This is a genomic window from Streptomyces coffeae, assembly GCF_016741875.1.
Classification (GTDB): domain Bacteria; phylum Actinomycetota; class Actinomycetes; order Streptomycetales; family Streptomycetaceae; genus Streptomyces; species Streptomyces coffeae.
The window spans coordinates 41925-62100 of the sequence record NZ_JAERRF010000001.1 but is presented as its reverse complement, the minus strand read 5'-3'; the positions used below and the strand labels follow the sequence as shown (position 1 = coordinate 62100).

Here is a 20176-nt window from a genome sequence, read left to right as displayed (position 1 = left end):
GCACCGCTGGGGGGCGCGCCCCGTGCTGCGCTAGAGGGCGCACCCCTGGCTGTCCACCGACTGCTCGGCCGAACGCCCCTGTTCGGCGTCCTGGGCCACCTCGTCCGCTGTCAGCGCGTACCCGGTGTCGGCGTCGTCGAGGGACTTGGCGAAGACCACGCCGTACACCCGGCCCTTCGGGGTGAGCAGCGGGCCTCCGGAGTTGCCCTGGCGCACGGTCGCGTACAGCGAGTACACATCGCGGTTGACGGTGCCCCGGTGATAGATGTCCGGGCCGTTGGCGTCGATACGGTCGCGGACCCGCGCGGCGCGTACGTCGAAGGCGCCGTTCTCCGGGAAACCGGCGACGATCGCGTCATCGCCGCTGGTCGCGTCCTCCTGGGCGAACTGGAGCGCCGGTGCGCTCAGCGAGGGCACGTCGAGGACCGCGATATCGCGCTTCCAGTCGTAGAGCACGACCTTCGCGTCGTAGAGCCGGCCCTCGCCGCCTATCTGGACGGTCGGCTCGTCGACCCCGCCGACGACGTGCGCGTTGGTCATCACCCGGTTCGGGGCGTAGACGAAGCCGCTGCCCTCCAGGACCTTGCCGCAGCTGGGGGCGGTGCCCACCACCTTCACGATGCTCTGCTGGGCTCGGGTGGCCACCGGGGACCGCGCGAGCGCGGGATCCGGCTGAGGCACCGAGGTGATCCGCTCGTTGGCGAAGGGCGCGAAGACCTGCGGGAAGCCGTTCTGGGCGAGCACCGAGGAGAAGTCGGTGAACCAGGTGTTCGCCCGGTCCGGGACGACCTGGTCGACCCCGAGCAGCACCTTGGAGTTGCGGACCTCCTTGCCGACCGTGGGGAGCGAGGTCCCGGCCACCAGGGAGCCGATCAACCAGGCCACCATCAGCATCGCCAGCACGTTCACCAGGGCGCCGCCCGTGGCGTCCAGGGCGCGCGCCGGTGACCAGGTGATGTACCGGCGCAGCTTGTTTCCCAGGTGGGTGGTGGCCGCCTGCCCGACCGAGGCGCACACGATCACCAGGGCGAGCGCCATGACGGCGCCGAATGTGCCGGGGGACGCTCTGTCGGTCGTCCCGTCCCAGATGACCGGCAGCAGATAGACCGCGACCAGCCCACCGCCGATGAATCCCGTCACCGACAGCACGCCGACGACGAAGCCCTGGCGATAGCCGATGATCGCGAACCATACGGCGGCGAGCAGCAGCAGGAAGTCCAGCACATTCACCGAGACACCGTCTCATGCACGCCAGTCGAGCGGGACGCGCTTGGCGCGGTCCCAGGGCCGCTCCCATCCCGCGAAATGCAGTATGCGATCGATCACTCCGGCGGTGAAACCCCAGACCAAAGCCCCTTCGACCAGGAACGCGGGCCCTGTGTGACCACTCGGATGCGCTGTGGTCGCCCGATTCGCCGGATCCGTGAGATCCGCCACGGGCACGGTGAAGACCCGGGCCGTCTCCGCCAGATCCACCGGCCCGACCGGGCTCGGCCGGTGCCACCAGCCCAGCACCGGTGTGACCACGAACCCACTGACCGGGATGTAGAGCCGGGGCAGCACGCTGAACACCTGGACCCCCGCGGGGTCGAGCCCGGTCTCCTCCTCGGCCTCGCGCAGCGCGGCGCGCAGCGGGCCCGGACCGTCCGGATCGCCGTCCTCCGGGTCGAGCGCACCCCCGGGGAACGAGGGCTGACCGGCGTGGGAGCGCAGCGAACCGGACCGCTCCATCAGCAGCAGCTCGGGGCCGTGCGCCCCCTCCCCGAAGAGCACCAGCACGGCGGACGGGCGGCCTCCGGCCCGGGGCGGCAGAAACCTGCTCAGCTGGGGCGGCTCGATCGTCTCGGCCGCGCGGGCCAGCGGCAGCAGCCACTCGGGCAGCCCCTGCGCGCTGACCCGCACCTCTCCGCCGTATGTGCTCGTCACTCGGCGGCTCCCAGCGGGGCCGCCGGAGGGCCCGGGTAGTCGGCCGGGGGACGCAGCCGCTGACCGGGCTGGCCGCCCATCTCGTACTTCAGCAGCTTCTTCGCCTTGTCGGGGTCCGTCTCGCCCTCGCCGTACGCCGGGCAGAGCGGAGCGATCGGGCAGGCGCCGCAGGCGGGCTTGCGGGCGTGGCAGACACGGCGGCCGTGGAAGATGATGCGGTGCGAGAGCATCGTCCACTCGCTCTTCGGGAAGAGCACTGCGATCTCCGCCTCGACCTTCTCCGGATCCTCCTGATCGGTCCACTTCCAGCGCCGCACCAGCCGCCCGAAGTGGGTGTCCACGGTCAGACCCGGCACCCCGAAGGCATTGCCGAGCACCACATTGGCCGTCTTGCGGCCGACGCCGGGCAGCGTCACCAGGTCCTTCAGCCGGCCCGGCACCTCACCGCCGAAGCGGTCGCGCAGCGCGGCGGACAGCCCCAGCAGCGACTTGGCCTTGGCACGGAAGAAGCCGGTCGGCCGGATCAGCTGCTCCAGGACCTCGGGGTCGGCGGCCGCCATGTCCTCGGGGGTCGGATAGGCGGCGAAGAGCGCGGGGGTGGTCTGGTTGACCCGCAGATCGGTGGTCTGGGCGGACAGGACCGTGGCGACCAGCAGCTGGAACGGGTTGTCGAAGTCCAGCTCGGGGTGGGCGTACGGGTACACCTCGGCGAGCTCGCGATTGATCCGCCGGGCGCGGCGGACGAGCGCGAGACGGGACTCGGTCCTGGTGCCGCCGGACGACGGCTTGGCGTTGGACGTCGGCTTGGTCTTGGACGCCGGCTCGGCCTTGGACGCCGGCTCCGCCTTGGGCGCAGGCTGGGCTTCGGACCGGGACGGAGACGCGGACGTGTCCTTGGATGTGGTGATGGATTTGCCCGCCTTCGCCGCTTTCGTCGACTTGGCGCGCCGCTGTTCGCCCACAGCGGAATTACGAGGTGTGGTCACCCGTCCGGCCCCCTTGCCCTGTGCTCTCACCGGCGTATTGGACACCCGGCCAGCCTAAGCCCAGGCGCCGACATCCGGCCCGGCCAGAGCGGAGAGGCCGCCCAATCGGACCCCTGCCGTTCGGTCCGGAAGGGCGGTGCGTCAAACTTGTGATTGATCGCACTGTTTTACCGTCCGGCATCATGGGGACGACGGTCCCCTGTGCATGTCGACAAGGAGAGACTCGTGGACGACGTTCTGCGGCGCGCCCCGCTCTTCGCGGCGCTCGATGACGAGCAGGCCGCTGAGCTGCGCGCCTCCATGGGAGAGGTCACCCTCGCGCGGGGTGACGCGCTCTTCCACGAAGGGGACCCCGGCGACCGCCTGTACGTGGTCACCGAGGGCAAGGTGAAGCTCCACCGCACCTCTCCCGACGGCCGCGAGAACATGCTGGCCGTGCTCGGCCCCGGCGAGCTGATCGGCGAGCTGTCGCTGTTCGACCCCGGCCCGCGCACCGCCACCGCCACCGCCCTCACCGAGGTCAAGCTGCTCGGCCTCGGCCACGGCGACCTCCAGCCGTGGCTGAACGCTCGGCCCGAGGTCGCGTCCGCGCTGCTGCGCGCCGTGGCCCGGCGACTGCGCAGGACCAACGACCAGATGTCCGACCTGGTCTTCTCCGACGTCCCTGGCCGCGTCGCCCGCGCGCTGCTGGACCTCTCGCGCCGCTTCGGCGTGCAGTCGGAGGAGGGCATCCACGTCGTCCACGACCTGACCCAGGAGGAGCTGGCCCAGCTGGTCGGCGCCTCTCGCGAGACCGTCAACAAGGCGCTCGCCGACTTCGCGGGCCGTGGCTGGCTGCGGCTGGAGGCCCGCGCCGTGATCCTGCTCGACGTCGAGCGCCTCGCGAAGCGCTCCCGCTGACGGGACGACACGGGACCGCATCCCGGAAGACAGAACCGAAGGGCCCCTGCCGGATCTCCCGGCCGGGGCCCTTCGGCTTGCCTCTCCTGTTTCGCCTCGTCCATGGAACCGGCTCGGAGGAACGGGCTCGGAGGAACGGGCTCGGAGCACGCTCAGGGCGCCCGGGAACGTTCCCTGGCGGTGGGAGGCCCGACCTGGCCTGTGACCACTCCCCGTACGCCTCCGTACGCCTTCGCGCGGGCGCGTACAGCCCCGCAGGGGGCGCGCGGTCCGACGAGCGCCCTGCCCGAGCGCCCTGCCCGAGCGCCCGCGCTCCGCGCCCCGCTCAGATCAGCCCGTGCTCCCGCAGATAGTCCAGCTGAGCCCGGACCGACAGCTCCGCCGCGGGCCAGAGCGACCGGTCCACATCCGCGTACACATGCGCCACGACCTCCGCGGGTGTGCGATGGCCGTCTTCCACGGCGGTCTCCACCTGCGCCAACCGGTTGGCCCGGTGCGCGAGGTAGTACTCCACCGCGCCCCGCGCATCGTTCAGCACCGGCCCGTGGCCCGGCAGCACCGTGGCCACCCCGTCGTCCACCGTCATCGAGCGCAGCCTGCGCAGCGAGTCCAGATAGTCGCCGAGCCGCCCGTCCGGGTGCGCGACCACGGTTGTACCGCGCCCGAGCACCGTGTCACCGGTAAGGACCGCCCCGTCGGCCGGGAGGTGGAAGCACAGCGAGTCGGCCGTATGGCCGGGCGTGGGCACCACCCGCAGCTCCAGCCCGCCGGTGGTTATGACATCCCCCAGCTCCAGCCCCTCGTCCCCCAGCCGCAGCGCCGGGTCCAGGGCGCGTACCCGCGTCCGCGTCAGCTCGGCGAAGCGCGCCGCGCCCTCCGCGTGGTCCGCATGGCCGTGGGTGAGCAGCGTCAGCGCGACGCGCTTGCCCGCTCGCTCCACGCCGGCGATGACCTCGGTGAGGTGAGCCTCGTCGAGTGGCCCGGGGTCGATGACCACGGCGAGGTCGGAGTCCGGCTCGGCGACGATCCAGGTGTTGGTGCCGTCCAGCGTCATGGGCGAGGGGTTCGGCGCCAGGACGCAGACGGCCCGGTCGGTGGCCGGGCCGCCGATCGCGCCTCCGCGCGGCTGACCGGGCAGCGAGGCTGCGTTCGTCATGCGGAGGATCCCCCCGTAGAGCCCGTGGTGCCTGCCGGGCCCGTCGCGCCCGTCGCGCCCGTCCGGATGTGCTTGGTGAACTCGTCGTGCCCCGGCCAGCTCAGCACCAGCTCACCGTTCTCCAGCCGCGCCTGCGCGAGGACCGGAGTCAGATCGCGGTCGGCGGCCGCGGCCAGCGCCTCGCCGACCGAGCCGTACGGCCGCAGCTGGCGCAGGGTCGCGATGGTCGGCGGCATCATCAGCAGCTCACCACGGTCATAGCCGTCGGCCGCCGCACCCGGTCGGATCCACACCGTCCGGTCCGCTTCCGTGGAGGCGTTGCGGGTGCGCTGCCCCCGCGGCAGCGCGGCCACGAAGAACCAGGTGTCATAGCGGCGCGGTTCGAACTCCGGGGTGATCCAGCGGGCCCAGCAGCCCAACAGGTCCGAGCGGAGCACCAGCCCCCGGCGGTCGAGGAACTCGGCGAACGACAGGTCCCGGGCGACCAGCGCCGCGCGGTCCGCCTCCCAGTCGTCGCCCGTCGTGTCCGCGACGACCGTGTGCGGCGTGGGCCCGGCGAGCAGCACCCCCGCTTCCTCGAAGGTCTCGCGGACCGCCGCGCACACGATGGCCTGCGCCTGCGTCCCGTCGCTCGCGTCGAGCCCCAGCCGCTGCGCCCACTGGGCGCGCGAGGGCCCGGCCCAGGCGACCATCCGCTCGTCGCGCGGATCGACGGAGCCGCCCGGATAGGCGTACGCGCCTCCGGCAAAGGCCATGGAGGCGCGTCTGCGCAGCATGTAGACGGCGGGGCCACCAGGGACGTCCCGCCCGTCGCTCATGGATTCCCCGGGCCCCGCGGACTCGCCGTGTTCCCGGGTCTCCCCAGTCTTCTCGGTCTCTCCGGTATTCCCGGTGGTTCCGGTGTCCCGGGTCGTCCCGGTCTCTCCGGTCGCTTCGTCGGCTCCCCCATCGCCCCCGGCACCCCGCGCGGCACTCTCGAGCCGCTCGGATGCGTAAACGCCGTCCCCGTCCCGCCCGTCCTGTCCGTCCCGCAGCAGCAGCACGGTGGCGGCCCGGCGCGGCGTCACCGGTGTGAGCTCTCCGGCCGACAACAGCCGGATCCGCTCTGGCCACTCGGGCGGGTACCACTGGCCATTCGTAGTGGACATGGCCGGATGCTATGCGTTTGTGGGCGGATGTTCGAGGGGCACCCACCGCGCCGGACCGGGACCGGTGGCCGGATCCAGCTGATGCGCCGGCCGGACCGGTCCGCGACCTCGGCCTGAGTCCGCGACCGCCGACCCATGTCGGACTAGTCCGCGACCTCGACCTGGATCTCGACCTCGACCGGCGCGTCGAGCGGCAGCACCGCCACACCGACCGCGCTGCGCGCGTGCACACCCGCATCGCCCAGCACCTGGCCCAGCAGCTCGCTCGTGCCGTTGACCACACCCGGCTGCCCGGTGAAGTCCGGTGCCGAGGCCACGAAACCGACGACCTTCACCACCCGCACGACCTTGTCGAGATCGCCCACGACCGACTTCACGGCGGCCAGGGCGTTCAGCGCGCAGATCCGCGCCAGCTCCTTGGCCTCCTCCGGGGTCACCTCGGCGCCGACCTTGCCGGTCACGCCCAGCTTGCCCTCGACCAGCGGCAGCTGACCCGCCGTGTAGATGTACGAACCGGTGCGGATCGCGGGCACGTACGAGGCGAGGGGCGCCGCGACCTCGGGCAGCGTCAGACCGAGCCCGGCGAGCTTCTCCTCGACGGCGCTCATGCCTTCTCCCGCTTCAGGTAGGCCACCAGCTGCTCGGGGTTGTTCGGCCCCGGAACGACCTGGACCAGCTCCCAGCCGTCCTCGCCCCAGGTGTCCAGAATCTGCTTTGTGGCGTGTACCAGCAGCGGCACGGTCGCGTATTCCCACTTCGTCATGAGCCGACTGTAATGCCTCTCCGCCGGGGCCTGGTGCGTAGCCCGTGGGGCGACTGGTTAGGCTCCCCAGTGTGAGCAGGCTCCATGTCGTCAGTGGCAAGGGCGGAACCGGCAAGACCACGGTCGCCGCGGCACTCGCGCTGGCCCTCGCGGCCGATGGCAAGCGCACGCTGCTGGTTGAGGTCGAAGGCCGCCAGGGCATCGCGCAGCTCTTCGAGACGGAAGCGCTGCCCTACGAGGAGCGGAAGATCGCTACCGCGCCGGGCGGTGGCGAGGTGCACGCCCTCGCGATCGATCCGGAGTACGCCCTCCTCGACTACCTCCATATGTTCTACAAGCTGGGCTCGGCCGGACGCGCCCTCAAGAAGCTGGGCGCGATCGACTTCGCGACCACGATCGCCCCTGGGCTGCGCGATGTGCTGCTGACCGGCAAGGCGTGCGAGGCGGTCCGCCGCAAGGGCAAGGACGGGAAGTTCGTCTACGACTCCGTGGTCATGGACGCCCCGCCCACCGGCCGGATCACCCGCTTCCTGAACGTCAACCACGAGGTGGCGGGGCTGGCCCGGACCGGCCCGATACACAACCAGGCACAGGCCGTGATGCGCGTCCTGAAGTCTCCCCAGACGGCCGTCCACCTGGTGACGCTGCTGGAGGAGATGCCGGTCCAGGAGACCGCGGACGGCATCGCGGAACTGCGCGCCGACGGCCTGCCGGCCGGCGCGGTCATCATCAACATGGTGCGGCCCGCGATCCTCGACCACGACGCCGTCGAGATCGCCGCGAACGGGCAGCGCGCGGCGGTCGCCAAGGCGCTCTCGCAGGCGGGTCTGGGCGGCGCGCGCCGTGGAGGCCTCGCCGAGCGCCTGGTCGATCCGTTGCTGGAGCAGGCGCGCGAGCATGCGGAACGGGTCGGGCTGGAGCGGACGCAGCGGGCCGAACTGTCCGATCTGGGGCTGCCGCTGCACGAGTTGGAGCTGCTCACCGACGGCATCGACCTGGCCGGGCTCTACCGGCTGGCGGCGGATCTGCGCAAGCAGTGGCCGTCGTGAGCGCGGCTGTTGCGGCTGTGGTGAGCGGGACTGTGGTGAGCGCGGCTGTGGTGAGCCCGATCCCGGGCAGGCGCCGCGTGGACGGGCCGGGCCGCGCGGGCGAGGCGGTCGGCAGGGGCTTGATGGGCGGTACGAGCCGTACGCAGGAGGCGGCATGAGCATGGACGTGGCACCCTGGCTGGAGACCGACGCGCTCCTGGACAACCCGCAGACCCGCATCGTGGTGTGCTGCGGCTCCGGGGGCGTCGGCAAGACGACCACGGCTGCCGCCCTGGGCGTACGGGCCGCGGAGCGCGGCCGCAAGGTCGTGGTCCTCACCATCGACCCGGCACGCCGGCTGGCCCAGTCGATGGGCATCGACGCGCTCGACAACATCCCGCGGAAGGTGGCGGGCGTGGGCGACGAGAACGGCGGCGAACTGCACGCCATGATGCTGGACATGAAGCGGACGTTCGACGAGTTCGTCGAGGCGCACGCCGATCCCGAGCGCGCCCGCGCGATCCTGGCGAACCCGTTCTACCAGTCGCTCTCGGCCGGTTTCGCGGGCACGCAGGAGTACATGGCCATGGAGAAGCTCGGCCAGTTGCGCGCTCGCGACGAGTGGGACCTGATCATCGTCGACACTCCGCCGAGCCGCTCGGCACTGGATTTCCTGGATGCGCCGAAACGTCTCGGCTCGTTCCTGGACGGCAAGTTCATCCGGGTGCTGATGGCGCCGGCGAAGGTCGGCGGCCGGGCCGGTATGAAGTTCCTGAACGTGGGCGTCTCGATGATGACGGGCACGGTCAACAAGGTCCTGGGCGGACAGCTGCTGCGCGATGTACAGACGTTCGCTGCCGCAATGGACACGATGTTCGGCGGATTCCGCACCCGCGCGGAGGCCACCTACCGGCTGCTCCAGGCTCCCGGTACAGCCTTCCTGGTGGTGGCCGCCCCGGAGCGGGACGCCCTGCGCGAGGCCGCGTACTTCGTCGAACGGCTGGGGGCGGACCGGATGCCGCTGGCCGGGCTGGTGCTGAACCGGGTGCACGGCAGCGGGGCCGAACAGCTCTCCGCGGAACGGGCGCTGGCGGCCGCGGAGATCCTCTCCATGGCGGACGCCGCCATGGACCCTGCGACAGCTCCGGATCCGGAACCAGAAACGGAAGCAGAACCGGAGGCAGAACTGGATCCGGACGCGAGCGATCCGGCCGACCCTGGCGACGGCGAAGAAAATCTTGCCGACGGCGGATTTGTCGATCGTGACTCAGGGAAGACTCAAGCGCGGAACCCCTCGGCAGCGGACCCCGACGTCTCCCCCACATCGGCGGACACGTCGGCGGAGCGGCTCGCCGCGGGACTGCTTCGGCTGCACGCGGAGCGTATGCAGGTGCTCGGACGCGAGCAGCGCACGCACGACCGCTTCACGGCACTGCACCCCGAGGTTCCGGTGGCCCAAGTAGCCGCACTCCCCGGAGATGTACACGATCTGGCAGGGCTGCGGGCAATCGGTGAGCGCCTGGCGGTCCCGATGGAGCGTCCCCAGCGCGCGGGCTGACCCCCAGCAATCCCAGCAAGCAGCAATCCCAGCAAGGAGCAACCACCCAGCAAGCGGCGCCGACACACACGTGCCGACGCGCCCGTGCCGGTCACGGGGACAGCAACGCCCTGTGCCCGCAGGGGAATTGCGTGCCCGTACGGCGATGCAACGCGCCCACCACGCACACCACACCCGTGCCGAGGCCGAGCCCGAGGGCACCCCCCATGGCGCCCTCGTCACGCTCATGCGTCGTACTCGGAGTGGGCAAACCCCCTGGGCCGCGGGCCACATCGCCCGCCCTCCAGGACACGCCTCACACCGCCACCGCTATCCGACGGCGGCGAAGCGCTCGTACTCCTCGTCGTCGAAGGGCAGGATGCCCGCGCTGCGCTCGTACTCGGTGCGCGCGGTTTCCAGCAGCCTGCGCCAAGAGGTCACCGTCGGCCGGCGGCGCAGCAGTGCCCGCCGCTCGCGCTCGGTCATCCCTCCCCACACACCGAACTCGACATGGTTGTCCAGGGCGTCCGCAAGGCACTCGGTGCGCACCGGGCATCCGGTGCAGACCGCTTTGGCCCTGTTCTGTGCCGCACCCTGAACGAACAGTTCATCTGGATCAGTAGTGCGGCAGGCGGCCTGCGCACTCCAGTCGGTTACCCAGCCCATGCTGGCGCCGTCCTCTCCCGAATCGGAGCTCCCCCACGGCGACAAACGGCATATTCACCGTCGCCAGTTGAGGACGTTACGGAAGGCAGGCAGGGCGCAACACCCCCTGCGGGCCCAATCTTGGATGGCCCGAACGGACTATGGGTACGCGGCAGATCACCCAACGGAGTGAGCTGGCGACATTTGTGATTACTAGTGCAAATCCGGGCAGTTCACCCAAGGAAGAAAGGGCAGCTCAGGACAGGGGACCGCAATCCGGGCAGGTCTCATCACTCACTTGAGTGAGGGTGGGGGTGTGGCACAGCCGTGCGTCTGTGGCTGGCGTGAAACAGCTTATGCGAACGCCCGGTCCCCTGTCCGGCGATTCGACACGTAGGCTGCCCCTCATGGGTAATACGCGCTCGGGCGGCGGACTCTCCACCGCTCAACAAGCCGCCAAGTTCCTCGGCGTCAGCGCGCTGGCCGGCGCGGTCATGGCCGGGCTCGCGCTGCCCGCGGTCGGGGCGTTCGGCCTTGCCGCCAAGGGAACGGTCGAGGGGTTCGACGAGATTCCGGCCAATCTCAAGACTCCACCGCTCAGCGAGCGGACCACCATCCTGGACGCCAAGGGCGGCGAGATCGCGAAGGTCTACTCCCGCGACCGCACCATCGTGAAGCTCAAGGACATCTCCCCCTATATGCGTCAGGCGATCGTCGCGATCGAGGACGCGCGCTTCTACAAGCACGGGGCGGTCGACCTCAAGGGCATCCTGCGCGCCGTGAACAAGAACGCCCAGAACGGCGGCGTCTCACAGGGTGCGTCCACCCTTACCCAGCAGTATGTGAAGAACGTCTTCGTCGAGGAGGCGGGCAACGACGAGAAGAAGGTGGCCCAGGCCACCGAGCAGTCCATCGGCCGCAAGATCAAGGAACTGAAGTACGCGATCCAGGTCGAGCAGGAACTGGGCAAGAAGCGGATCCTCGAGAACTACCTGAACATCACCTTCTTCGGGCAGCAGGCCTACGGCGTCGAGGCCGCCTCCCAGCGTTACTTCAGCAAGCCCGCCAAGGACCTCGCGCTGGAGCAGGCCGCACTGCTGGCCGGTCTCGTCCAGTCGCCCAGCCGCTACGACCCGGTGGCCAACCCGGAGACGGCCAAGACGCGGCGCGACACCGTGCTCCAGCGCATGGCCGAAGTGAAGGACATCAGCCAGGCGCAGGCCGAGGCGGCCAAGAAGAAGCCGCTCGGTCTGAAGGTCAGCCGGCCCCGAAGCGGCTGCATCACGGCCGTCCACGGCGCCGGCTTCTTCTGTGACTACGTCCGCGAGGTCTTCTACAACGACCCGACCTTCGGCAAGACCCGCGAGGCGCGCGCCAAGCGCTGGGACCGGGGCGGCATGACGATCCGCACCACGCTGGACCCGCGGGCGCAGAAGTCGGTCCAGAGATCGATCAAGTCGCATGTCTACCAGTCCGACCGGGTCGCCACCGCCGTCTCGCTGGTCGAGCCGGGCACCGGCAGGGTGCTGGGGATGGGCCAGTCCCGGCCGTACGGCTTCGGCAAGGACGAGACGCAGATCAACCTCTCCGCGGACAAGTCCATGGGCGGCTCGAACTACGGCTTCCAGGTCGGTTCGACCTTCAAGCCGATCACCGCCGCGGCCGCCATCGAACGGGGCACCAAGCCGTACAAGCGCTACTCCTCGCCGTACAAGATGGAGTACCCGAGCCCGGTCAGCACCTGCAAGGGCACCTGGACCAACAACGAGGGCGCGACGGTCGCGAACGAGAACAAGAGCGAGGTCGGCCCGTACGGGATGAAGGAGGCGACCGCGAAGTCGGTCAACACCTACTTCGTCCAGCTGATCAGTGAGATCGGCGTCTGCCCGGTGACGGAGCTGGCCGACAAGATCGGCGCGAAGCGGGCCGACGGCAAGGAGCACCACCAGGTGCCCTCTCTCACCCTCGGCACCGAGGGCTTCTCCCCGCTCACGATGGCCAACGCGTACGCGACCTTCGCCAACCGCGGTGTCTACTGCTCCCCGGTCTTCATCGAGTCGATCACCGGGCCCGGCGGCAAGGCGCTGAAGGTCCCGAAGTCCACGTGCAAGCGCGCCATGTCGCAGAAGACCGCGGACACCATCAACACCCTGCTGCGCGGTGTGGTCGAGGACGGCACCGGCAAGCAGGCCGGGCTCCAGAGCCGGGCGAGCGCCGGAAAGACGGGTACGACGGACGAGCGGAGGGCCGCGTGGTTCGTCGGCTACACCCCGAACCTCGCGGGTGCGGTGTGGGTCGGCGGCCCGGGCGCCGAGGGCGTGAAGATGGAGAACATCACCATCGGCGGCGTCTACCACGACAAGGTCTACGGCGCGGACACTCCGGGTCCGATCTGGAAGGACGCGATGACCGGCGCACTGGAGGGCAAGCCCGCGCCCGGCTTCGTCACCGTCCCGATCAAGGACCCGGACGCCCAGAGGCCGGACCGCCACGACAAGCCGGGCCATGACAGGCCGGGCCGCGGCGACAACGGTGGGGAGGACCCCTGGCCGGACATCTCCCTCCCCCCGGACCTGATCGGCGGGGGCGACAACGGCGGCAAGGGACACGGGGGCAAGGGGAGCGGCGGCTTGCGCCTGCCGTAGGAACGCCGACTGAGCGCTGAGGGGGCCGGGCATGACATGCCCGGCCCCCTCGCCGTATCTGCGCTCACGGCCCCCACCAGCGAAAATCCCGCGAATCCCAGGGCTCCGGGAAGATCGCCGGGGAAGGCCGGGGGAAGCCGGAGGAAGAGGTCTCAGCCCGCGAGCAGGCGCTTCACCGCGGCGGCGACCCGGCCGCCCTCGGCCCGCCCGGCGATCTTGGGGTTCACGATCTTCATCACCGCACCCATGGCTCGCGGCCCCTCGGCACCCGCCGCCGCGGCCTCCCGCACCGCCTCGGCCACCAGCGCGTTCAGCTCGTCGTCCGTCAGCGGCTTCGGCAGGAACTCGGCAAGCACCTCTCCCTCGGCCTGCTCCCGCGCGGCCTGCTCGGCCCGCCCGCCCTTGGCGAAGGCGTCGGCCGCCTCACGGCGCTTCTTCGACTCACGCGCGATGATCTTCTCCACCTCGGCATCGGACAGCTCACGGGCGCTCTCACCCGCGACCTCTTCCTTCTGGATCGCGGTGAGGGTCAGCCGGAGAGTGGAGGAGCGCAGCTCGTCGCGCGCCTTGATCGCCGCGGTGAGTTCGTCCTGCAACCTGGACTTGAGCGTGGTGGTCATGGCGTCGAGTCTGCCAGTAGTGGCCGGGAATCACCCGGAGATTTCTCCCCCACCCGCGTTCTGCGACCATGGTGACCATGCGCGCGCAATACGGAGTACCTCTGGGAATCACGGCGGTCGGCGCAGCCGGCCTCGCCTACGCGGTCGGCTTCGAAGTCCGGTCCTTCCGGCTCCGACGGATCACCGTTCCGGTGCTCCCGAGCGGAATGCGGCCCCTGCGCGTCCTCCAGATCTCCGACATCCACATGGTCAGCGGCCAGCGCAAGAAGCAGCGCTGGCTCCAGTCCCTCGCCGGGCTGCGCCCCGACTTCGTCGTCAACACCGGCGACAACCTCTCGGACCCCGCGGGCATCCCGGAGGTCCTGGACGCGCTGGGCCCGCTGCTGGAGTTCCCGGGCGCGTATGTCTTCGGCTCGAACGACTATTACGGACCGAAGCTGCGCAACCCCGCCCGCTACCTCATGGAAAAGGCCACCGGCCGCCACGGCCTCAACGGCAACGCCCCGGTCGTCGGCGCGATCCACAACCCCTGGCACGAGCTGCGCGACGCCTTCGACGCGGCCGGCTGGGTCGGTCTCTCGAACACCCGGGGCCGGCTGAAGCTGGACGACATCGAGATCGCCCTCACCGGCCTCGACGACCCCCACATCAAGCGCGACCGCTACGCCGAGGTGGCCGGTGGCCCGGAGACGGACGCGGACCTGTCCCTGGCCGTGGTCCACGCCCCCTACCTCCGCGTCCTGGACGCCTTCACCGCCGACCGCTACCCCCTGATCCTCGCGGGCCACACCCACGGCGGCCAGCTGTGCATCCCCTTCTACGGCGCCCTGGTCACCAACTGCGACCTGGACACCCAGCGGGTCAAGGGCCTCTCCAGCCACCAGGCCGGGGGCCACACCTCCTACCTCCACGTCTCCGCGGGCTGCGGCACCAACCGCTACACCCCCATCCGCTTCGCCTGCCCCCCGGAAGCCACCCTCCTCACCCTCACCCCCCAGACCCCCTGAAACCGGACACCCCCGCCCCCACCTGCGAGAGCCCCAAAACCGGATTTCGTCTCTGGCCAGCGGTCCGCTAAAGTAGAGCTCGTTGCTTCGGGGTGTAGCGCAGCTTGGCAGCGCGCTTCGTTCGGGACGAAGAGGTCGTGGGTTCAAATCCCGCCACCCCGACTGAAGGAACACAGGTCAGGGCCACTTACGGAAAATCGTAGGTGGCCCTGATTCGTTGTGCGTGACCATCTGCGTGACTATGGCTTCGGATCGGCCTTGAAGATGCCGTCCATCGCGACCGCTCCGGTCTGGATCACGGGGCGGATCTGCTTCCGGTAGACCTCTTCGGTGACGGCCGTACCGGAGTGCCCGACCGAACACGAGATCTCTTCGAGCGGGACGCCGCTGTCCGACAGCAGCGAGAAGAAGCTGTGCCGTAGCTCGCCACGGAGGTCACCACACCGCGGCGGCCGCTCCCGCGACACCGTGGGATGCGTGGGGCACGGAGGACATCTGCGCCCAGGAGTCCCACCCCGGCACTCATCGCTCGGACGCAGCACTGCCCACCAGCCAGACACACGTGGCCTGGCGCCGGATCCGGAGGCCGCGGGCACGCCCCGGACGGAGACCACCGCCTCGTCATCGGAGCAGCCGGGCTCCCGGGCTTCGCGGCATCCGGGCACTCGCCCACCTGTGACAACCAGTCGGCAGCAGAACACCGACGTCACCGCGCCTGGCACTGCGACGCCGAGCCAGCAGCCGAAGGCCGCCGCCACCGCCCGTGACGAACGGCGATGGGGCCCGTACGACACCGAGTCGCACGGGCCCCATCGCCGGCTATCTGCTCATCGGTCAACTACCTGCTCAGAACAGCCCCTTGTAGCCCTGCCAGCCGGTCGTGATCCGCGTACGGGCACTGAACGACCCCTTGCCGTCACCGCTGTTGCGGTAGACATTGCCGCCGGTGTCGCGGGCGACGAGGTCTGCCTTGCCGTCGCCCGTGATGTCTCCGACACCCACGACGGCGTTGTACGAGGAGCCCCAGTTGGTGAAGACCACGACCCGGCTCTTGAACTGCCCGTCCGCCGTACCGTCATAGCGGTACAGCGTCCCGTCCGTGTGGCGGGCCAGCAGGTCGCCGTAGCCGTCGCCGTTCAGGTCACCGGCCCCGATGAGATGGGTGTAGGCCGTCCATGCCGTGCGGATCTTCGTGCGTGCCTTGAATCCGCCCGCGCCGTTGTCCGCGTAGAGGTAGATGTCCCCGGTGGAGGACTGGCGGGCGATCAGGTCGGTGCGGCCGTCGCCGGTGAGGTCACCGGGCGCGGTCAGCACGTTGTACTGGTCCCAGCCCGTGCCGAGGACGGTGTGCGAGCTCGACGGGGTGTAGCCGCCGCCCGCGCATTTGCCTGTGTAGCGGCGGAGTTCGCCGCCGGGCATCCGGACCAGCACGTCGTTGCAGCGGTCCTCGCCCAGGTCGCCGAACGGGACCGCGACCGTGCCGGCCGGCCAGCCGCTGCCCGACGCCTTGGTGCCGAAGGCGCCCGTGCCATTGCCGTAATGCGTGGTCAGGTAGCCGGACGAGCTGAGCGTCATCAGGTCGCCGGACCCGCCGTTGAGGTCGTGGAAGCCGCGCGTCCCGCCCGTGAGGCTGAACGTGCCGGTCAGCGACAGGTCGGCGCCGGAGCCGTCTTCGGGGGCTGCGCTGAGCTGCCAGGTGTAGGTGCCGTCGACCGCCCACCTGCCGGCGTCCGTACGGCCGTCCCAGCTGGACTTCAGGGCAGCACCGCTGAGTGCCGCGTCGAGCGTACGCACGACCTTGCCCGCACGGTCCTTGATGGTGACCTTGGCGCCCGTGGCGGGCTTGGAGAGCTGCCAGACCGCCTGCCACGTCGGCGCGGTGGCGGACTTCAGGTTCACCGACGTCCCGACCCGCGACTCGATCTTCGTCAGCGGGGAGGTGGGCACCCCGGGATCGAAGATCTGGAGGTCCTTCCTGTTGTCCGCGAGGAAGGCGATGCCGGTGCCGAAGCGGTCCGCGTCGAGGTACTTCCCGCCGGCCCACTCCGGTGTCTGGGCGAGGGTCTTGGTCGCGCCCCCGATGGGCGTCACCAGCAGCCGCTCGTTGTCGGTGTCGTGGGTGAGGATGTAGCCGTCGCCGAGCGTGCCCTCGTGGTAGCCGCCCACCTGCTCCTTGGCCACCCGGTCGTACACACCGTGGTCATCCGAGATGTTCAGCCCGCAGTCCCAGGACACCCAGCGGCCGACAGCCTGCACATCCACCGGGACGCAGTCGTTGCCGGTCTGCACCGTCTCGGTGGCGCCGCTCTTCAGGTCGAGGGACGTGAGCGTGCCCGCGGTCTCCCCCGCCCGCCAGAGTTTCGTCCCCCATACGGCCAGTCCACCGCGGCCCTTGTAGGCACGGATCACCTTGGCGCCGCCCGTGGCCTCAAGATCGACCACGTACTGGACGTCGCTGTCCTGGCGCTGGCGGTCCCCGAAGACCACATACCGGCCGGAGGCGGAGGTCACCCAGGTGCGGACGTCCGCCGGCAGCCGCTCGCCGGTCGCCGGGTCCGCCGGCTGCACCACCGTCTTCTTGCCGCCGGGAGCCACCACCTCCAGTGCGTAACGGCCGTCGTCGCCCTTGGCCGTCAGCGCGTACCGGCCGTCACCGGTGCCCGTGACGTACGCGGCGTAGAACTCCTTCTGGGCGTCCCCCGTGGCCTGTGGATCGGGCTGTGCCAGCAGCGAGCGGTCCCCTGCCTTCGGCGTCTCGCCGAGCGTGATGTCCCGCTGGTAGAGGGAGGCAAGGTAGTTGCTGTCCCGCTCCGTGGTCACCAGCTGTCCGGCGGTCAGCGAAACCTCGTCCACCGCCGCGCGCTTGACCGCCACATCCCGCAACTTGGTCACCGTGAGGCTGCCGTCGTCGGCGGCCGTCACCTTGCGCACGGCCCAGTCCCGCGCCGAGTCGCCACCGGTGACGATGACGCCGCCGCCGGGGACCTGGGCCATCTCCGCCTGTGCGTGCGGCAGCAGCGTCCTGGTCTCGCCGCCGGCGAGCGGGACGGCCTTGAGCGGCTCCCCCCGACGCTGGAGCGGGTCGCCGTCCTTCTCCGGCACGTCCCAGGTGGTCAGCAGCGAATCGCCCACGAGCCCGATCCGCGCGGTGCCTTCGCCGCCGGCCGGCAGCGTCACCTTGGTCTCCGGGCCGTCCAGCGCGTCCCGGCCCAGTACGCGCACGGTGGTGTTCCCGCCCTCGGGCGAGTACCAGGCGAGGCGGGTGCCGGAGAACGCCACACGCGCGCCGGCTCCTCCGGTCGCGCCCGGCAGGATGGGCCGTACGCTCGCCGATTCCAGGTCCAGCAGGCCGACGCCGCGGGTGCCGTCGGGCGCCGCGTACCAGATCGCGACCGAACGGGTGTCGCCGCCGAGCACGGTGTCGTACCGCTCCACCCAGCCGTTCAGCCCGGTGACCGTTGTGTCGGACAGGCCGTCGGCCGTCTTGCGCAGGATGTGCAGGCCGTTGATCTCTCCGCCCGCGTCCCGGGTGGCGGTGAGCACGGCGTCGCCGAAGCTGCCCTTGAAGATCTGTCCGGCGGGCAGGGTCAAGGTCGTGGACGTGCCCGCCTTCATGTCCTTCAGCGTCACGCGGTCCGTGAAGGACGCGCTGACGATGTCGGAGGCGGTGGCGGTGACGGTGTCCGAAGCGGAGCCGGCGAACGTGGCGCTCCCGCCGTACGTCGTCCACTGGTAGTCGCCCAGCGCGGCGGCCGTGGCCGACTCGCGACGCTCCAGGACCCCCGTAGTACCGGCGCCGTAGACCGGGTTGCCCGTCGGCGCGTAACGGTCGGGCGCCGGGATCACCAGCGGGGTCGGCTCGGCCTGCGCCTGGGAGAGAAGAAGCGATGCGCCTCCGGCCGCGAGACCGAGCGCAACGGTCGCGGCGATTCCGCCGCGTATGAGGGTGCGTCTATGACCTGGTTTGTGGCGTGCAGCCACGTCATACCTCCAGCTGAGGGGAGAACGAGGGCGGCCATGCATCGCGGAATGGGGGTCGTCGCGGCGCCAGCCTCTCGAAAGCTGGGGGACGATAACACGGCCTGACCAGCCAAGTCGATGCAAGTCGACAGCAGGCGACCCTCGCCCGATACGCGTTACCGAACAACGCTGACGCATGGTCCGAGGGCTCATCGTTGGCGCCATGAGACCGCCGGGAACGTCATCGGTCGAGGCATCCTCGCCCTCGTGCGACACCCCGGCCAACTGGCCGCGCTCCGCAACGATCCACCGCTCCTGCCCCAAACCATCCACCGGCAGTGACCTGCATCACTTTTTGCAACAACGCTGTGATGTTTCACCAACGGGCGGCGCTGGATGCTTTGGGTCGCATGTGTGGCGGCTGTACTCAAAGCTGCGACAAGGGGTGATGAGGGTGGCTATGCGTGCAGCACGTCATCGGCGTTCAGTGAAAGCCCGCGTTATCGCCGGGGGTTCCGTTGCCGTGGCGGTGGGGATCGCAGCGGCAGTGGCAGTAACCATGCCTGCTCAGGCCGCGTGGTCTTCGGCGTGGAAGGTATCCGCCAATGGCTGGACAGCCGACGATTCACCCCGGGTCTCGGTCGACCGGCAAGGTGATGCCCTCCTGGTCTGGAGAGCCTGCGACCCCGCGACGCCGAGTTGCTCCTACCAGATTCAGTCCAGGACCAAGCGCGCGGACGGGACGACGGGTTCGATCCGTAATCTGTCACCTCTGGGGGCCTCGGTGTCCTGGCCGGAGGTCGACTCCGACGACACCGGCGACGCCGCGGTGGCCTGGGAGCAGGACGGCCACGTCGTGGGCCGACGGATCTCGGCCTCCGGCAGCCTCGTCGGCTCCACGCAAAAGCTCTCCACCTCGGCGCCTGCGACCAACCCGGTGGTAGCTGTGTCGCCGGGCGGAACGGCGCTGGTCGCCTGGTCGGAGAGCCGCGGCGGAAGTTGGTACGCCATGGCGCGCCGGCTCAAGCTGGACGGCACGGTCGGCTCGGCGATCACCCTTGGTTCGGGCTCGGCGGAAAAGCCGGGCATCGGCGTCGACCGCAACGGCCACTTCGTCGTCGCGTGGGTGCAGGGTTCCACCGTCGTGGCCAAGCGCATCACGCCGGATTCCGTCTCCCCGACGAAGGTGCTCACCTCGTCGATCGCGTCGTACGCCGGATTCGGCATGGTGCGGGTCGGCGTCGACCGCGACGGTGACGCGGTCATCAGCTACCGCTCCGGTGGCGGTACCCGCCCTCAGGTATGGGCCTCGCGCTGGAGCCGGACCGGCACGCTGGGAAGCCCTCTTCGCATCTCGTCGTCCACGGACAACGTGGGCGTCCACCACGCCCTCGCAACCGATCTCGACGGCGACTCGATGCTGGTGTGGACCCGGTGGAACAGCAGCAGCCGGCTCGAGATGCTCGGGCGGCAGCTGTCCGCAAGCGGCACCCGCGGAACCACCACCGTCCTCGGGCTCAACGACCGGCCCGACATCGCCCTCGATGACGACGGCGACGGCATGCTCGTCTACCAGACGCCGAGTTCGCCGTACTCGGCGCAGCAGGTCGGCGCTCGCCTGATCAGCCGCTCCGGTTCCTTCGGAAGCGCGAAGACGCTGACGTCGGACGGTCGGGTGCCCCAGGTGGATGCCCGCCCGAGTTACCGCTTCACCGCGCTGTGGCAGCAGGTCTCCTACCCGTACTCGATCAACGCCGTCGCCGGCCCGTGAGATGACGATGCGCCGCCGCCTTCCCTTTGCTTGGCGCTGGAGAGCGTGTTGTTCCGGCGGGAGTGTTGGATCCCGGCCTTTGTC

At 70.3% G+C, this 20176-nt stretch carries 16 protein-coding genes, 1 tRNA gene and 1 pseudogene; 7 read left to right on the top strand and 11 right to left on the bottom strand.

Annotation, left to right across the window (positions count from 1 at the left end; translation table 11 throughout):
* Window positions 1–30: 30 nt before the first annotated feature.
* Genes JK363_RS00280 through nth form a run of 3 tightly spaced genes read right to left on the bottom strand, consistent with a single transcriptional unit; the run spans window position 31 to window position 2957 of the window.
* Window positions 31–1230 (bottom strand): MarP family serine protease, encoded by a 1200-nt coding sequence (locus JK363_RS00280; protein ID WP_201870439.1) that lies wholly within the window; start codon window positions 1228–1230, stop codon window positions 31–33.
* A 12-nt stretch (window positions 1231–1242) separates the two neighbouring features.
* On the bottom strand, window positions 1243–1926 hold the full coding sequence (locus JK363_RS00275) for an NUDIX hydrolase (protein ID WP_201870438.1): 684 nt from the start codon (window positions 1924–1926) through the stop codon (window positions 1243–1245).
* A complete protein-coding gene (nth, locus tag JK363_RS00270) occupies window positions 1923–2957 on the bottom strand; it encodes an endonuclease III (protein WP_201870437.1) in 1035 nt (344 codons plus the stop codon). Before nth ends, JK363_RS00275 begins: the two co-directional genes overlap by 4 nt.
* 180 nt (window positions 2958–3137) lie before the next feature.
* Between nth and JK363_RS00265 the strand changes: the two genes are divergently transcribed.
* Window positions 3138–3812, top strand: a complete 675-nt coding sequence (locus JK363_RS00265; protein ID WP_201870436.1) for a Crp/Fnr family transcriptional regulator — start codon at window positions 3138–3140, stop codon at window positions 3810–3812.
* Between the two features lie 325 nt (window positions 3813–4137).
* Here the strand turns inward: JK363_RS00265 and JK363_RS00260 are convergent, their stop codons facing one another.
* The 4 genes from JK363_RS00260 to sp36 all read right to left on the bottom strand — a co-directional run bounded on the left by JK363_RS00260 (window position 4138) and on the right by sp36 (window position 6879).
* The gene (locus JK363_RS00260) at window positions 4138–4968 is read right to left on the bottom strand and encodes an MBL fold metallo-hydrolase (RefSeq protein ID WP_201870435.1); all 831 of its coding nucleotides are present in this window, start codon (window positions 4966–4968) and stop codon (window positions 4138–4140) included.
* Entirely contained in the window at window positions 4965–6116 is a 1152-nt protein-coding gene (locus tag JK363_RS00255; RefSeq protein WP_201870434.1) for an NUDIX hydrolase, read from the bottom strand. Before JK363_RS00255 ends, JK363_RS00260 begins: the two co-directional genes overlap by 4 nt.
* 143 nt (window positions 6117–6259) lie before the next feature.
* Complete coding sequence (locus JK363_RS00250; RefSeq protein WP_201870433.1) at window positions 6260–6724, bottom strand: RidA family protein; 465 nt, start codon at window positions 6722–6724, stop codon at window positions 6260–6262.
* Window positions 6721–6879, bottom strand: coding sequence for a Sp36 family protein (gene sp36 / locus JK363_RS00245; RefSeq protein WP_003967454.1), 159 nt, complete (start codon window positions 6877–6879; stop codon window positions 6721–6723). Before sp36 ends, JK363_RS00250 begins: the two co-directional genes overlap by 4 nt.
* A gap of 71 nt (window positions 6880–6950) precedes the next feature.
* Between sp36 and bagA the strand changes: the two genes are divergently transcribed.
* Together bagA and bagB are read left to right on the top strand one after the other, a co-directional pair.
* Window positions 6951–7928: an ATPase BagA gene (gene bagA / locus JK363_RS00240; RefSeq protein WP_201870432.1), complete on the top strand. Its 978-nt coding sequence runs from the start codon at window positions 6951–6953 to the stop codon at window positions 7926–7928.
* 154 nt (window positions 7929–8082) lie between these two features.
* Window positions 8083–9465 carry an ATPase BagB gene (gene bagB, locus JK363_RS00235; protein ID WP_201870431.1) on the top strand — a complete coding sequence of 461 codons (1383 nt, stop codon included), beginning with the start codon at window positions 8083–8085 and terminating at the stop codon, window positions 9463–9465.
* A gap of 309 nt (window positions 9466–9774) precedes the next feature.
* Here the strand turns inward: bagB and JK363_RS00230 are convergent, their stop codons facing one another.
* Window positions 9775–10110, bottom strand: a complete 336-nt coding sequence (locus JK363_RS00230; protein ID WP_201870430.1) for a WhiB family transcriptional regulator — start codon at window positions 10108–10110, stop codon at window positions 9775–9777.
* Window positions 10111–10496: 386 nt separating this feature from the next.
* Between JK363_RS00230 and JK363_RS00225 the strand changes: the two genes are divergently transcribed.
* Window positions 10497–12734, top strand: a complete 2238-nt coding sequence (locus JK363_RS00225; protein ID WP_201870429.1) for a transglycosylase domain-containing protein — start codon at window positions 10497–10499, stop codon at window positions 12732–12734.
* A 152-nt stretch (window positions 12735–12886) separates the two neighbouring features.
* Here JK363_RS00225 and JK363_RS00220 read toward each other — a convergent pair whose 3' ends face one another.
* Window positions 12887–13354, bottom strand: a complete 468-nt coding sequence (locus JK363_RS00220) for a GatB/YqeY domain-containing protein (protein ID WP_201870428.1) — start codon at window positions 13352–13354, stop codon at window positions 12887–12889.
* Between the two features lie 77 nt (window positions 13355–13431).
* Between JK363_RS00220 and JK363_RS00215 the strand changes: the two genes are divergently transcribed.
* Window positions 13432–14361: a metallophosphoesterase gene (locus tag JK363_RS00215; protein ID WP_201870427.1), complete on the top strand. Its 930-nt coding sequence runs from the start codon at window positions 13432–13434 to the stop codon at window positions 14359–14361.
* Between the two features lie 88 nt (window positions 14362–14449).
* Window positions 14450–14523 (top strand) — tRNA-Pro (locus JK363_RS00210).
* Between the two features lie 77 nt (window positions 14524–14600).
* On the opposite strand, the pseudogene JK363_RS00205 reads toward JK363_RS00210, so the two are convergent.
* Window positions 14601–14786, bottom strand: a pseudogene (locus JK363_RS00205) (site-specific integrase); the annotation flags it as partial.
* A 421-nt stretch (window positions 14787–15207) separates the two neighbouring features.
* On the bottom strand, window positions 15208–18342 hold the full coding sequence (locus JK363_RS00200) for an FG-GAP-like repeat-containing protein (protein ID WP_201870426.1): 3135 nt from the start codon (window positions 18340–18342) through the stop codon (window positions 15208–15210).
* A 763-nt stretch (window positions 18343–19105) separates the two neighbouring features.
* Between JK363_RS00200 and JK363_RS00195 the strand changes: the two genes are divergently transcribed.
* Entirely contained in the window at window positions 19106–20092 is a 987-nt protein-coding gene (locus tag JK363_RS00195) for a hypothetical protein (protein ID WP_236075460.1), read from the top strand.
* Window positions 20093–20176: the final 84 nt, after the last annotated feature.

Bases quoted from the DNA above. Each gene is read 5' to 3' on its own strand.
- sp36 (WP_003967454.1), bottom strand. From the start codon at position 6,879: ATGACGAAGTGGGAATACGCGACCGTGCCGCTGCTGGTACACGCCACA.
- JK363_RS00215 (WP_201870427.1), top strand. From the start codon at position 13,432: ATGCGCGCGCAATACGGAGTACCTCTGGGAATCACGGCGGTCGGCGCA.
- JK363_RS00220 (WP_201870428.1), bottom strand. From the start codon at position 13,354: ATGACCACCACGCTCAAGTCCAGGTTGCAGGACGAACTCACCGCGGCG.
- JK363_RS00255 (WP_201870434.1), bottom strand. From the start codon at position 6,116: ATGTCCACTACGAATGGCCAGTGGTACCCGCCCGAGTGGCCAGAGCGG.
- JK363_RS00225 (WP_201870429.1), top strand. From the start codon at position 10,497: ATGGGTAATACGCGCTCGGGCGGCGGACTCTCCACCGCTCAACAAGCC.
- JK363_RS00260 (WP_201870435.1), bottom strand. From the start codon at position 4,968: ATGACGAACGCAGCCTCGCTGCCCGGTCAGCCGCGCGGAGGCGCGATC.
- JK363_RS00230 (WP_201870430.1), bottom strand. From the start codon at position 10,110: ATGGGCTGGGTAACCGACTGGAGTGCGCAGGCCGCCTGCCGCACTACT.
- JK363_RS00250 (WP_201870433.1), bottom strand. From the start codon at position 6,724: ATGAGCGCCGTCGAGGAGAAGCTCGCCGGGCTCGGTCTGACGCTGCCC.
- bagB (WP_201870431.1), top strand. From the start codon at position 8,083: ATGAGCATGGACGTGGCACCCTGGCTGGAGACCGACGCGCTCCTGGAC.